Genomic DNA, 13,522 nt, shown 5'->3' with positions numbered 1-13,522 from the left:
CGCTTCCTGGATTTCAGGAGGCGGGTCCTTTCATTTTCGGCAAAGCCTATTTCTCGTAGAAATCCTGGATCACCTTCCAGGCCTCGTCAGCGGTTTCGACGAAGTTGATCAGTTCGATATCCTCCGGCGCGATCGTGCCGAAATCGGCGAGCGCCTCGAAATTGATGATGCTGCGCCAGAATTTCTCGGCAAACAGGATGAGCGGAATGCGCTCCATACGCTTGGTCTGGATCAGCGTCAGCGCCTCGAACATTTCGTCCAGCGTGCCGAAACCGCCCGGAAACACGGTGACCGCCTTTGCCCGCATCAGGAAATGCATCTTGCGGATGGCAAAATAGTGGAAGTTGAAGCTGAGCTCGGGGGTGACATAGAGGTTGGGCGCCTGCTCGTGCGGCAGCATGATGTTGAGGCCGATACTGGGTGCACCGACTTCAGAGGCGCCGCGATTGCCCGCCTCCATTACGCCCGGGCCGCCACCGGTTACGACCACATATTCCTTGTGATCGAACTTCGCCGAATATTCACCGCAGAGCGCGGCAAACTTGCGCGCTTCCTCATAGTAGACCGAGGCCGCCTGGAGGCTGTTGCGCTGGGTTTCGTTGCGCGCCGCCCAAGGCGCCTGACCTGGTGCCGGGATGCGGGCACCACCGAACAGAACGACCGTCGACTTGATGCCCATCTCGGCAAGCATCATCTCGGCCTTGGTCAGTTCCAGCTGCAGGCGCACCGGCCGCAGCTCCTTGCGGCTGAGGAAATCCTCGTCTGCGAATGCGAGGCGATAGGATGGGGACATGGTCTGCGGGGTCTTCGGCTGTCCGGCCGCCGCATGCTTGTCGGCCTTGTTGTCCTTGAGCGGCTCCCAGACGCCATCCTTGCGCTCAGCGCCCTCGTTCTCAACTCGTGCCATGGAACCTCATTCCTTCCCGCGCCGGCCGCTGCCGGCGCCAATTCGCATTGACGCTTGAGTGGCGGTCGCTTAGAGCAAATGGGATCAAATGACCACCTCCCCAGCCATCACGATACCGCGTGACGTTTAAGGATATTCCATGAGCAGCTTCGACTTCGCCGCCCTCGAAAAGACCATCGAGACCGCTTTCGACAACCGCGACAGCGTCAACGTCTCGACCAAAGGCGAGGTGCGCGATGCCGTCGAGGAATCGCTGAACCTGCTCGACGCCGGCAAAGCCCGCGTCGCGGTGCGCGGCGAAGACGGCACATGGACCGTCAACCAGTGGCTCAAGAAGGCCGTTCTCCTCTCCTTCCGTCTGAACGACATGGAAGTCGTCAAGGGCGGCCCGGGCGCGTCCACCTGGTGGGACAAGGTACCGTCCAAGTTCGAAAACTGGGGCGAGAACCAGTTCCGCTCCGCCGGTTTCCGCGCCGTGCCCAACGCCGTCGTCCGCCGCTCGGCTTACATCGCCAAGAACGTCGTGCTGATGCCGTCCTTTGTCAATCTCGGCGCCTATGTCGATGAAGGCACGATGGTCGACACCTGGGCGACCGTCGGCTCCTGCGCCCAGATCGGCAAGCACGTGCACCTTTCCGGCGGCGTCGGCATCGGCGGCGTCTTGGAGCCGATGCAGGCCGGCCCGACGATCATCGAGGACAATTGCTTCATCGGCGCCCGCTCGGAAGTCGTCGAAGGCTGCATCATCCGCGAGGGCTCGGTTCTCGGCATGGGCGTTTACATCGGCAAGTCGACCAAGATCGTCAATCGCGCCACCGGCGAAGTCTCCTATGGCGAAGTGCCGCCCTATTCCGTCGTCGTCGCCGGCTCGATGCCGTCCGGCAACGCCACGATGCCGAACGGTTTCGCCGCGCCGCATCTCTACTGCGCCGTCATCGTCAAGACGGTCGACGAGAAGACCCGTTCCAAGACGGGCATCAACGAACTGCTGCGCGACTAAGTGAAAGTTCTATGCCGATGTCCGCTTCCGATCCCGTCGCCAATCTCGAGACCCTGATCCGCTGCCCTTCCGTCACCCCGACGGAAGGCGGAGCGCTCACCGCACTCGAGGCGATGCTCACCCCGCTCGGCTTCAAGGTCGAGCGGATGATCGCAAGCGAAGCCGGAACACCGGATGTCGAAAACCTCTATGCAAGGCTCGGCACCGAAGAGCCGCATATGATGTTCGCCGGGCATACGGATGTAGTGCCGGTGGGTGAGGAAGCTTCCTGGAGCCATCCGCCCTTTGCCGCCGAGGTCGCCGATGGCGAAATGTTCGGCCGCGGCGCGGTCGATATGAAGGGCGGCATCGCCTGCTTCATCGCCGCCGCGGCCCGCCATATCGAACAGCACGGCGCGCCGAAAGGCTCGATTTCCTTCCTGATCACCGGCGACGAGGAAGGCCCTTCCGTCAACGGCACGGAAAAGCTTCTCAAGTGGGCAGCCGAGAAGGGCGAGCGCTGGGACGCATGCCTTGTCGGCGAGCCGACCAATCCGGATGTGCTCGGCGACACGATCAAGATCGGCCGCCGCGGTTCGGTGTCCGGCAAGGTCACGGTCTTCGGCGTGCAGGGTCATGCCGCCTACCCGCATCTCGCCGACAATCCGGTGCGCGGGCTTCTGCCGCTCGCCGGCGCGCTGATGGATCCGCCCTTCGATGCCGGCACGCCGGAATTCCCGGCCTCCAACCTGGAAGTGACCTCCGTCGATGTCGGCAATCCGGCGACCAATGTCATCCCGGCCAAGGCGACCTTCGCCTTCAACATCCGCTTCAACGACACCTGGACGGCCGACACGGTCAAGGCCGAGATCATCCGCCGCCTCGACGAGGCTGCCAGCGATCAAGCACTTCGGCCCGATCGCGATCCAGCCCGCTACGAGATCACCTGGGCCGAGCGGCCGAGCCATGTCTTCTTGACCCGCAACAACGCCCTGATCGGTTCGCTGTCTTCTGCCGTCGAGGCCGTGACCGGCAAGCAGCCGAGGCTTTCGACCACCGGTGGCACCTCGGACGCCCGTTTCATCAAGGACTATTGTCCGGTGGTGGAATTCGGCCTCGTCGGCCAGACGATGCATATGGTGGACGAGCGCGTCGCCCTTGCCGACCTCGAAACCCTGACCCAGATCTACGGAACCTTCATTTCCCGCTGGTTCGGCGATGCCATCCCTTCATGAGCTCAAGCATTCTCTCGGCGGCATATGGCTGCTCGTCAAAGGCGATGCGCGCGGCCTGAGCGCCTTCGACATTTCCGACCGTGGCGTCGCGCGCTCCTTCTGGGCGTTCTTCTGGTGCCTGCCGGCTTTGCTGTTTCTCTGGCTCGACCAACGGCACGAGCATCTGGCTGCCTTTCCGGATAGCCAGGAAACGACCGCGAGCTTTATTGCCAAGTCTCTGGTCGCGGGTATCGCCGACTGGTTGCTGCCGCTCGCCGGCGTGTTCGTGGCGCTCGCGCTTCTGCGCAAACGCGCCCTGTTTCGCACCCTGGTGGTGATCTGCAACTGGGGCTCTGTGGCGGCAGTCTATATAGGAGCCGCGGTCCTTCTCGCGATCATCTTCGCGCCGGATGCAACCGGCGACCGCTGGTGGGTGGTCAGCGCCTACAGTCTTTATGCGTTGCTTGTGCTGTACATTGCATTCCTGTTCATCGCGACCTGGCGCATTTTGCGTATCGTCGTCGGTGGCAACCCGTTGGGGCGCCTGACGATCATCGTTGCCATGAGCCTTGCCTGGGCGCTGCTGGAGCCGATCGAAAAACAGCTCGGCATTTACGTACCCTGAACATACATAGTCCGAACACGACCAAAGATAGTCCGCGAGATCCAAATTGCCTTCATTCGCCGAGATAAAGCTCTACATTTCCGGCCTCTGGCTGCTGGTGAAAGGTGACGCCCAGGGGCTTCGCCTTCTCGATCTGACCGACCGCGGCATGATGCGCTCCTTCTGGGCCTTCGTCTGGTGCCTGCCAGCCATGCTTGTCTACTGGGCCGGAATGCGGTTCGCCTTCCTTGCCGCAGGCCCTGAAGGGGCCAAAGCGGGAGCTCCTTTCTTCCTGCGGCTGTTTCTTATCGAGGCGGTCAACTGGGTGCTGCCGCTCGTCCTTGTCGGAGGGCTTTGCCTTTTGCTTAATGCCGAGCGCAAATTCACGGCGATCGTCGCATCGACCAACTGGCTGTCAGTGCCGGTCGCCTACGCCTATGCGGTGCTGACGGCGCTGCTATTCCTGCTGCCGGGCGCCGTGGGCATCATCGCCCTGCTGCAGATCGTCCTGCTGGCCTCGACGATCTACGCCGTGTCACGCATCCTGCGCCAGATCTGCGGACCGCAGCCGCTCGTGCTGACGGCCTTCATGCTGGTGCTGATGATCCCGAGCCTGATCATCTCGGACCTGCTGAGATCCTATCTCGAGGTCTCGCCCTATTGATCGTCGCCCGGATAGTCGACCCTCATAAAATATAGGCCTTCCGGCGGTGCGACCGGGCCGCATTCTTTGCGGTCGCGGGCTTCGAGCGCAAGGCGCACATCCTCCGGCGTCATCTTGCCATCTCCGGCGAGTTTCAGCGTGCCGGCAAAGGAGCGGATCTGGTTGTGCAGAAAGCTCTGGGCACTGGCGCGGATTTCGATCAGGTCGCCCGTGCGCGTGACATCCAGCCGGTCCAGCGTCCTGACCGGGCTCGTGGCCTGACAATGGGCCGAGCGGAAGGTGGTGAAGTCGTGATGGCCGACGAGCATCTGTGCTGCCGCATGCATCGCCTCATGATCGAGCGGCTTCGGTACCCACCACGCATGGCCTGCCTCGACCGCCAGCGGCGACGGGCGGTTGATGATGCGATAGAGGTAATGCCGCTTCACCGCCGAGAACCGTGCATCGAAACTCTCGTCAACCTGCCGCACATCGATCACCGAGACACGCTCGTTCGCCATCATCAGATGGGCGTTCAGCGCATTGCGCAGCTTGAACGGCTGCCAGTCGCGCGAGAGATCGGCATGGATGACCTGGCCGAAGGCGTGTACGCCGGAATCCGTGCGACCGGCACCGCGGATCGAAACAGTCTCGCCGGTCAGGGACAGGATGCCGTTCTGAAGTGCTGCCTGAACGGAATGGCCGTTTTCCTGCATCTGCCAGCCGACATAGGATGTGCCGTCATATTCGACGGTCATGCGGAAGCGCGGCATCAGGCCGATCCCAGCGGCAGTTTCGTGCCCTTCGGCATCGGCGTCCCGCGCAGGAAGTCTGCGACATCCAGCGGCTTGCCGCCTGCCTTCTGCAGGCGGGTGAGCTTCACCGCGCCCTCGCCGCAGGCAACCGCCAGCATATCATCTGTGAGCTCACCTGCTTCGCCGTGGCCCTCGCCCATCGCCGAAGACAGCACCTTGATGCGCTCCGGCTTGCCGTTGATCTCTGCCTCGAACCATGCCCCTGGGAAAGGAGACAGGCCGCGGATGTGGTTATGCACGTCCCGCGCCGGTTTCGAAAAATCGATGCGGGTTTCCGCCTTGTCAATCTTGGCGGCATAGAGCACGCCCTCTTCAGGCTGCGGCTCCAGGGCCAAGTCGTCGGCTTCGAGCTTTTCCATCGCCTCGACCATTGCACGAGCGCCGACGAGCATGAGCTTGTCATGCAGCTCGCCGGCCGTCATGGTCTCCGAGATCTCGACTTCCTTCGTCAGCGCCATGGGGCCGGTATCCAGACCCTTTTCCATCTTCATTACGATCATGCCCGTCTTGGCATCACCGGCCATGATGGCCCGCTGGATCGGGGCCGCACCACGCCAGCGCGGCAGGAGCGAGGCGTGCCCGTTATAACAGCCGAGCTTCGTGCCTTCGAGAATGGCGACCGGCAAAAGCAGGCCATAGGCCACGACGACTGCGACATCCGCGTTGAACTGCCGGAAGGTCTCGCGATCTTCCTCGGCCTTGAAATTGAGTGGCGTCAGCACCGGAATGCCGAGCAGCTCGGCCGCCTGGTGCACCGGCGACTTCGTCAGGTCGAGCCCGCGGCGACCGGCTGGGCGGGGCGGCTGGGTGTAGACGGCGACGATCTCGTGACCGGCCTGTTTCAGGCTCTGCAACGTCGGCACGGAAAATTCCGGCGTGCCCATGAAGATGATACGAAGAGACATGGACCTTCCACGCTTCAAAAAGCGCGCCTTCCGGTTTCGGATCGCCGCAGCGCCGTGTTAGATCGCCTTGCCCTTAGCAGCCTTGGTGAACTTCTTGATCACCATCTCACGCTTCAGCCGGGAGATATGGTCGATGAACAGAACGCCGTTCAGGTGGTCGATCTCGTGCTGCAGGCAGGTGGCGAGAAGGCCGTCGGCCTCCATCACATGTTCCTTGCCGTCACGACCGACATATTTGACGTTGACGACCGCCGGACGTTCAACCTCGGCATAATATTCCGGAATGGACAGGCAGCCTTCCTCGTAGACCGAGCCCTCGTCGGAGAATTTGACGATTTCAGGGTTGATTATGACCTGCGGGTTCTTCTCCTCGTCCTCGCGCGACACGTCGATGACGAGCATGCGCTTGGGGATACCGATCTGGATCGCTGCGAGGCCGATGCCTGGCGCGTCATACATGGTCTCCAGCATGTCGTCGGCGAGTTTCAGCACTTCGGCATCGACGGTCTCGATCGAAGTCGAAACCTGGCGGAGAAGCGGATCGGGGAGAATGATGAGCGGCTTGATGGTCATGTCGCCCCCATAGCGCATCTTTTGCGGCGTGAAAACAGGCAAGACATGCTCATGCCGCTATATGTTCACGTTTTGATCTTTCCATCCGCTCACGTTCTGCTAGATTGCCCATATGATAGAGCCCTTGACCGCCCTTTTTCCGTCCGGCGACCCGTCGCAAACCCTGATCCTGGCCGGCGCAGCGGTCCTGTTTCTACTGCTCGTCGCGATCCTTGTGCTGCGCTTGGGCGGCGGGCAGCGGAACGAGATGATGCGGCGCACGGCCAACGCCGAAGCGCGCCTCGCCGAGCTGGTGCGGATGCAGGGCGAGATGCACGGGCGTGTTGCCGCCATGGCCGAGACCATCGTGAGCCGCCAGAGCGAGCTCAACCAGGCCGTCAGCCAGCGGCTCGACGGCATGAGCCATCGTCTGGGCTCGACTATCACCGAACAGACCAAATCGACACACGAAAACCTGCGCAAGCTGCAGGAGCGGCTTGCCGTCATCGATGCGGCACAGAACAATATCCAGACGCTCGCCAAGGATGTCGTCGGGCTGCAGGCGATCCTTTCTAACAAGCAGACCCGTGGCGCCTTCGGACAGGGCCGCATGGAAGCGATCGTCGCCGACGGACTGCCGCAGGGCGCCTATTCCTTCCAGTCGCCACTATCGAACGGCACCCGCCCCGACTGCGTGATCCGCATGCCCAATGGCGCGCCGCCACTCGTCATCGACGCCAAGTTTCCGCTGGAAGCGTGGAATGCGTTTCGCGAGGCCGCTTCTCCAGAAGCGCGGCGCGCCGCCGGCCAGCAATTCCGCCGCGACATGGAAGTGCACATCAAGGACGTTGCGGAAAAATACCTGATCGCGGGAGAAACGCAGGATACGGTCCTCCTCTTCGTGCCGTCGGAATCGATCTTCGCCGAGATCCACGAGCATTTCGACGCCGTGGTACAGAAGGCGCAGCGCGCCCGCGTCGTCATCGTCTCCCCATCCCTGTTGTTGCTGTCGATCCAGGTCATCCAGGCGGTGCTGCGCGACCAGCGGATGCGCGAGCAGGCCCATCTCATCCAGGGCGAAGTCGAGCTGCTGATGGAAGACCTCGGGCGGCTCGACGACCGGACGCGCAAGCTGCAGTCGCATTTCCTGGCCGCCGAAAGAGATGTAGAGCAGATCCTGACCTCGACGGAAAAGCTGACCAAGCGCGGTAACCGGATCACCTCACTGGAACTGGAAACACCGGCCGGCGGAGACGCAGCAACGCCATCGCCGCAGAAATCGGTCGAGAGCCGTACCGGCCTTCTCAGGCTGCGGGTGGTTGACGAGGAGTGAGTGTCTCGGGCAGTGTCCCGCAGCTTCATTTCATCAAACAGCAGGCCCTCATATGATCACCGTCTTCGGCTCCATCAACATGGATCTCATCGCCAACACCGCGGAGCTGCCGAAGCCCGGGGAAACGGTTGCCGGATCGAGTTTCGCGACGGCGGCCGGCGGAAAGGGCGCCAACCAAGCGCTGGCGGCACGCCGCGCCGGCAGTTCGGTCAAGATGGCCGGTGCAGTCGGCAGCGACACGTTTGCAGAGCCCGCGCTCGCCCTGCTCAAAGAGGCCGGTACCGATCTGTCATCGGTCGCCACGGCCAAGGAGCCGACCGGAACGGCACTGATCCTAGTCGGCGGCACCGGCGAGAACATGATCGCCGTCATTCCCGGCGCCAACGGCACGATCACCACGGACGATGCGGTCAAGGCAGTCGGCTCCATGACAGCGGGCGATGTCCTGATGCTGCAGCTCGAGATCCCGGCCAGCGCCGTCGAGGCGGCGCTCGGCGCGGCGCGTGAAAAGGGCGTCACCACCATCCTCAATACCGCCCCCTTTACCGCCGACGCGGCAAGGCTGGCAGCGCTTGCCGATATCGTCGTCGCCAACGAAACCGAATTCGATGCGATCATCGGTGGAAACACGGCAACATCGGATGCGCGGATAGAAGCGCTCCGGCAGCGTCACACCGCAGGCAAGCAGACCTTTGTCGTCACGCTTGGCGGCGATGGCGTGATCGCGATCCGCGACGGCGAGATCCTGACCGCCAAGGGGCTGAAGATAGAGCCTGTCGATACGGTCGGCGCGGGCGACACGTTCTGCGGCTATCTCGCCGCCAGCCTCGACCAGGGACTGACATTCGCCGATGCGCTCAGGAGAGCTGCCGTTGCCGGCTCGCTTGCCTGCCTCGAGCGCGGCGCACAGCCGTCGATCCCGCTTGCTGCGGCTGTCGATCGCGAGATTTAAACACCGGACAAGAACGACGCGATGCCGCCGAAGCGCGGCCTCGCGCCTACAGGCGGCTGACGCGCTCGGTCAGGAGCTCGAAGAAACCGTCGGCGTCGACATTGCGCATGAAGGTTGCATTCGGCTTGCGGTCCGTCACACCCCACCAGTCGGCAACCGTCATGCCGACCGTCAGCTCGGACTGGGTCTCGATCTCGACATTGCAATGGCGACCGGAAAACAGTTCCGGCTTGAGCAGATAGGCAATCACAGTCGGATCATGCAGCGGTCCGCCGTCCGAGCCGTATTTCTCGATGTCGAACCGTTCGAAGAATGCGAGCCATTCGACCAGGACCTGCGCCGGACGCGTGCCGATCGCGGCAATCTTCGCCACGCGCGCCTTGGTCGTCAGCAGCTGGTGTGTCACATCGAGGGGCATCATCACGGTCGGGATGCCGGCGTCGAAGACGATCTTTGCGGCTTCCGGATCGACATAGATGTTGAACTCGGCCGTCGGCGTGATGTTGCCGCCCTCAAAAAGCCCACCGCCCATCATCACCAGTTCCTGGATGCGGCCGGCGATATCCGGCGCCTTCTGTAGCGCGAGCGCGAGGTTGGTCAGCGGTCCGAGCGTGCAGATCGTCACCGTGCCGGCCGGCTCGCGCATCAGCGTCTCGATGATGAAATCGACCGCATGGGTTGGCTGCGCCGACATGGCCGGCTCCGGCAGTTCGGCACCGTCCAGGCCGGTACGGCCATGGACGTGCTCTGCCGTCACCTGCGGGCGGTTGAGCGGCTTCAGCGCGCCTTCATAGACCTTGGCATCCGGCCTGCCGCAGAGTTCGCAGACGATGCGCAGGTTACGGCTTGTAAACGACAGGGGCACGTTGCCGGCGACCGCGCAGAGGCCGAGAACATCGAGCTCCTCAGGGCTCGCAAATGCAAGCATGATCGCGGCGGCATCATCCTGGCCGGGATCCGTGTCGATAATGATCTTGCGCGGTGCCATGACGTCTCCCTGAACTTTAGGGGAGTGGTGGATGGACACAACCCGTTTGTCAAGGCGGCCCGTAGCAACCCTGTTCAGACCTCCACCGAACCGGGTGCATTCCCGACATCCCGCGCTCGGCTTGCGATCCTCGCGGCAAGCCCCCATATAAATGGCTCGTTCCGATGTGCCGTCAGGGCATCGGGTTGGTCGCTTCATGCAAGGACTGAACGATGAGCAGAATGACGCCATTCGCGAGCCCCCTGCTTTTGGGCTTCGACGCGATGGAAAAGACGCTGGAGCGCCTTGCCAAGGCGAATGAAGGCTATCCCCCGTACAATATTGAGCGGGTCCGCCCCGACGCACCGGGTGGCGATGAAAAGCTGCGAATCACTCTTGCGGTCGCCGGCTTCTCAGAGGCCGAACTCGATGTCACGACCGAAGAAAACCAGCTGATCATTCGTGGCCGCCAGATAGAGCAGCCGGAGCGCGCCTATCTCTACAGAGGCATTGCCGCACGCCAGTTTCAGCGGGTTTTCGTGCTGGCAGACGGGATGGAGGTCTCCTCGGCATCGTTAAGGAACGGTCTTCTTTCCGTCGACCTTACCCGCCCCGAACCCCAGCGCGTAGTGCGAAAAATTAACATTTCCGTCTCAGAGTAGACCATCAGCATCAACGCTGATGCCCTCAATTCCGGAGGCTGGAATGCTCTTGAAAGAAGCGAATACTCATTTGACGCAGTCGGAACTTGCCCATCTCGGCAGTGGCGAAGTCGGATACATTCGCAAGATGCGGTCTGAAGAAGTCACCCGCTGTTTCCCGGAAGCTCCCGATATCGATCCGAGCCTCGACCTGTGGGCGCTGTTCGGCGCAGACGGCACGCCGATCCTTCTCACCGACAACCGTTCGAGCACTTTTTTCAAGGCTGCCGAAGACGATCTGAAGACGGTCAGCCTGCACTGATCGTCAAATATGCCTAGACCTTCTTGAAGGTCAGGTAGGCTGAAGACCGCCCTTCCCGACGCGCCTTGTTCTCGTAGCGCGTCCCCGGCCAGCCGGCATAGGGCGTCAGCCAGTCCGAGGATTGCTGCGCCATCCACTCGAAGCCGCCGTGGTCGCGGCAATGGATCAGCGTCCAGTTCACATAGGTATCGATGTCCGACGCGAAGCAGAAAAGCCCTGCCGGCTTCAGCACGCGATGGAAACGCTCCAGGTTGACCTGAGAGACGAAGCGACGCTTCCAGTGCTTCCGCTTCGGCCAGGGATCGGCATAGAGCAGGTCAATCTGGTCGATCGAAGCCGACGGCAGCCAGTCCAGCACCTGCGTTGCATCATCATCATAGAGACGGATGTTCTTCAGACCCAGATCATCGACCTGGCCAAGCAGCTTGGCCATGGAGTTGACGAAGGGCTCGACGCCGATGAAGCCGGTCACGCCGTCCTCCTTGGCGCGATGGACGAGGTGCTCGCCACCGCCGAAGCCGATCTCCAGGCGCAGGCGCTCCACCGGGATCGGATAGAGATCACGCAGATCGGCAGGCGCTGGTGTCGCCAGATCGAGCTTCAGCACCGGCAATAGCGATGCCAGTCCCTCGGCCTGCCGCTCCCGCAACGGCTTCCCCTTGCGGCGGCCGTAGAAGGCTTCCGTAGCCCGGGTGGGGTGCTGATCATTCGTCATGCAAGTCGTCCGAATATAAAAAAGGCGGATGCCTCATGGAGGCACCCGCTTTAACGTGTCATGGCCGGATCGGTAAAGCCCCGATCCGAAAACCCTATCAGGCAGCCTTCAGGAGATCTTCCTTGAGGGCGTCCTTCAGCGGCTTCACGAGATCGGTCTTCTCCCAGGAGAAGGAACCGTCGCGGCCGGCCTTGCGGCCGAAATGGCCATAGGCGGAAGTCTTCGCGTAGATCGGCTTGTTCAGGTCGAGATGGCGCCGGATGCCTGTCGGCGACAGGTCCATGACCTTGCGCAGCGCGGCCTCGACCTGGTCTTCCGTGACGTTCTTGCCGGTGCCGTGCAGGTCGACATAGATCGACAGCGGCTGGGCAATACCGATCGCGTAGGAGATCTGGATCGTGCAACGGTCGGCGAGGCTTGCGGCCACGACATTCTTAGCGAGATAACGGGCAGCGTAGGCAGCCGAGCGGTCGACCTTGGTCGTGTCCTTGCCGGAGAATGCGCCACCGCCGTGGGGTGCTGCACCGCCATAGGTGTCGACGATGATCTTGCGGCCGGTGAGGCCCGCGTCACCATCCGGGCCGCCGATGACGAACTTGCCGGTCGGATTGATGTACCACTTGCAATCGGAAGCAATCGGGAGTTCGCCGAGAGCTTCGCGGATATAGGGTTCGACAACCTGGCGAACCTTCTTCGAATCCCAGCTGGCATCGATATGCTGGGTGGAAAGAACGATCGAGTCGACCTCGGTCGGCTTGCCGTTTTCGTAACGGACCGTCACCTGGCTCTTGGCATCGGGGCCGAGCTTGCCTGCATCGCCCTCGCCCTTCTTGCGGGCGGTTGCGAGCAGCTGCAGGATCCGGTGCGAATAGTAGATCGGGGCCGGCATGAGATCCGGCGTTTCCTTGCAGGCGAAACCGAACATGATGCCCTGGTCACCCGCACCTTCGTCGCCCTGCTTGTCGGCAGCGCTGTCAACGCCCTGGGCGATGTCAGCAGACTGGGAATGCAAGAGCACGTCGATCTTCGCCGTCTTCCAATGGAAGCCGTCCTGCTCGTAGCCGATGTCGCGGATCGCCTTGCGGGCGGCGGACTTGAACTTCGACGGGTTGATGACGTCGTTGCCGTTCTTGTCCTTCTTCATCAGGCTTGGCGGCAGACGGACTTCGCCGGCGATCACGACGCGGTTGGTCGTGGCAAGCGTTTCACAGGCGATGCGGACCGTCCAAGGGTCGATGCCGGTCTTGGCGGCTTCGCGGTAAACCAGATCGACAATTTCATCGGAAATACGGTCACAAACCTTGTCCGGATGGCCTTCTGCCACAGACTCGCTGGTGAACAGGTAATTGGCGTGCATGCGGGATTCCCCTCAAAGAATAGACGGGAAATCTTTAGTGGCTTCGCACGCCAAAAACAAGCGTACAACGACATAAATATATCTTTATACGTAAAATTGAGCGACTTTTGCGCCTTTTGCGCATAAAAAAAGCGGCCTCGATGAGGCCGCCTCCTACTCCTCCCCAGATCGAGCTCCCGCCTACTCGACCTCGGCTTCTGCGGCCAGCGCCTTGACCAGATCGACCAGCCGGCGGCGAACCTTCGGATCAGCGATCTTGACGAATGCGCGGTTGAGCTGAAGCCCTTCCGACGACGACAGGAAGTCGACGACGTAGTTCGAGCTCGAGGCCTCGGCCATGCCGGCACCGTTGCCGGACTGGTCGCCCGGTGCATCCTCGAAGAAGAAGGACACCGGTACGTTGAGAATGCTCGAAATATTCTGCAGACGGCTGGCGCCGACGCGGTTCGTGCCCTTCTCGTATTTCTGGATCTGCTGGAAGGTAATTCCCAAGCTTTCTCCGAGCTTCTCCTGGCTCATACCAAGCATGGTGCGGCGCAAACGGATCCTGCTCCCGACGTGAATATCGATCGGGTTCGGTTTCTTCTTATTTTCAATCATAATGGGGGTCCTGACG

At 61.9% G+C, this 13,522-nt stretch carries 16 protein-coding genes; 8 read left to right on the top strand and 8 right to left on the bottom strand.

Features of this window, described 5'->3' with window-relative positions; translation table 11 throughout:
• Positions 1-46: 46 nt before the first annotated feature.
• A complete protein-coding gene (locus BM216_RS06335) occupies positions 47-907 on the bottom strand; it encodes an LOG family protein (protein ID WP_092996631.1) in 861 nt (286 codons plus the stop codon).
• Positions 908-1,046: 139 nt separating this feature from the next.
• Between BM216_RS06335 and dapD the strand changes: the two genes are divergently transcribed.
• From dapD to BM216_RS06315, 4 genes are read left to right on the top strand one after another with little or no spacing between them, the layout of a single operon-like run.
• Positions 1,047-1,907, top strand: a complete 861-nt coding sequence (gene dapD, locus BM216_RS06330) for a 2,3,4,5-tetrahydropyridine-2,6-dicarboxylate N-succinyltransferase (protein ID WP_092996628.1) — start codon at positions 1,047-1,049, stop codon at positions 1,905-1,907.
• Between the two features lie 17 nt (positions 1,908-1,924).
• Positions 1,925-3,121 carry a succinyl-diaminopimelate desuccinylase gene (gene dapE, locus BM216_RS06325; RefSeq protein ID WP_092997005.1) on the top strand — a complete coding sequence of 399 codons (1,197 nt, stop codon included), beginning with the start codon at positions 1,925-1,927 and terminating at the stop codon, positions 3,119-3,121.
• On the top strand, positions 3,105-3,725 hold the full coding sequence (locus BM216_RS06320) for a hypothetical protein (RefSeq protein ID WP_092996625.1): 621 nt from the start codon (positions 3,105-3,107) through the stop codon (positions 3,723-3,725). The genes dapE and BM216_RS06320 overlap by 17 nt, the downstream gene beginning before the upstream one ends.
• A gap of 46 nt (positions 3,726-3,771) precedes the next feature.
• Positions 3,772-4,368 (top strand): hypothetical protein, encoded by a 597-nt coding sequence (locus tag BM216_RS06315; RefSeq protein WP_092996622.1) that lies wholly within the window; start codon positions 3,772-3,774, stop codon positions 4,366-4,368.
• Here the strand turns inward: BM216_RS06315 and truA are convergent.
• From truA to def, 3 genes are read right to left on the bottom strand one after another with little or no spacing between them, the layout of a single operon-like run.
• Positions 4,362-5,120: a tRNA pseudouridine(38-40) synthase TruA gene (gene truA / locus BM216_RS06310; RefSeq protein WP_092996619.1), complete on the bottom strand. Its 759-nt coding sequence runs from the start codon at positions 5,118-5,120 to the stop codon at positions 4,362-4,364. The genes BM216_RS06315 and truA overlap by 7 nt on opposite strands.
• The gene (fmt, locus tag BM216_RS06305; RefSeq protein ID WP_092996616.1) at positions 5,120-6,067 is read right to left on the bottom strand and encodes a methionyl-tRNA formyltransferase; all 948 of its coding nucleotides are present in this window, start codon (positions 6,065-6,067) and stop codon (positions 5,120-5,122) included. Before fmt ends, truA begins: the two co-directional genes overlap by 1 nt.
• A gap of 57 nt (positions 6,068-6,124) precedes the next feature.
• The gene (def, locus tag BM216_RS06300) at positions 6,125-6,640 is read right to left on the bottom strand and encodes a peptide deformylase (protein WP_092997002.1); all 516 of its coding nucleotides are present in this window, start codon (positions 6,638-6,640) and stop codon (positions 6,125-6,127) included.
• 247 nt (positions 6,641-6,887) lie between these two features.
• Between def and rmuC the strand changes: the two genes are divergently transcribed.
• Positions 6,888-7,952 carry a DNA recombination protein RmuC gene (gene rmuC, locus BM216_RS06295; RefSeq protein WP_244530104.1) on the top strand — a complete coding sequence of 355 codons (1,065 nt, stop codon included), beginning with the start codon at positions 6,888-6,890 and terminating at the stop codon, positions 7,950-7,952.
• A gap of 52 nt (positions 7,953-8,004) precedes the next feature.
• Positions 8,005-8,904, top strand: a complete 900-nt coding sequence (locus BM216_RS06290; RefSeq protein WP_092996610.1) for a ribokinase — start codon at positions 8,005-8,007, stop codon at positions 8,902-8,904.
• Positions 8,905-8,950: 46 nt separating this feature from the next.
• Here the strand turns inward: BM216_RS06290 and BM216_RS06285 are convergent, their stop codons facing one another.
• Positions 8,951-9,892, bottom strand: a complete 942-nt coding sequence (locus tag BM216_RS06285; RefSeq protein WP_092996607.1) for a nucleoside hydrolase — start codon at positions 9,890-9,892, stop codon at positions 8,951-8,953.
• A 212-nt stretch (positions 9,893-10,104) separates the two neighbouring features.
• Here BM216_RS06285 and BM216_RS06280 point away from each other — a divergent pair, with 212 nt between their 5' ends.
• Positions 10,105-10,533: an Hsp20 family protein gene (locus tag BM216_RS06280; RefSeq protein WP_092996604.1), complete on the top strand. Its 429-nt coding sequence runs from the start codon at positions 10,105-10,107 to the stop codon at positions 10,531-10,533.
• Positions 10,534-10,576: 43 nt separating this feature from the next.
• On the top strand, positions 10,577-10,834 hold the full coding sequence (locus BM216_RS06275; protein WP_092996601.1) for a BQ00720 family protein: 258 nt from the start codon (positions 10,577-10,579) through the stop codon (positions 10,832-10,834).
• A 13-nt stretch (positions 10,835-10,847) separates the two neighbouring features.
• On the opposite strand, the gene BM216_RS06270 is transcribed toward BM216_RS06275, so the two are convergent.
• From BM216_RS06270 to BM216_RS06260, 3 genes are all read right to left on the bottom strand, one after another.
• Positions 10,848-11,549 (bottom strand): tRNA (guanine(46)-N(7))-methyltransferase TrmB, encoded by a 702-nt coding sequence (locus BM216_RS06270; protein WP_092996598.1) that lies wholly within the window; start codon positions 11,547-11,549, stop codon positions 10,848-10,850.
• Positions 11,550-11,646: 97 nt separating this feature from the next.
• Entirely contained in the window at positions 11,647-12,906 is a 1,260-nt protein-coding gene (gene metK / locus BM216_RS06265) for a methionine adenosyltransferase (protein ID WP_092996595.1), read from the bottom strand.
• Between the two features lie 180 nt (positions 12,907-13,086).
• Positions 13,087-13,506 (bottom strand): helix-turn-helix domain-containing protein, encoded by a 420-nt coding sequence (locus BM216_RS06260; RefSeq protein WP_092996592.1) that lies wholly within the window; start codon positions 13,504-13,506, stop codon positions 13,087-13,089.
• Positions 13,507-13,522 lie beyond the last annotated feature (16 nt).

Origin of the sequence: Rhizobium sp. NFR07, assembly GCF_900111905.1 — a bacterium.
Taxonomy (GTDB): domain Bacteria; phylum Pseudomonadota; class Alphaproteobacteria; order Rhizobiales; family Rhizobiaceae; genus Neorhizobium.
This window is presented reverse-complemented; position numbering and strand designations above follow the sequence as displayed.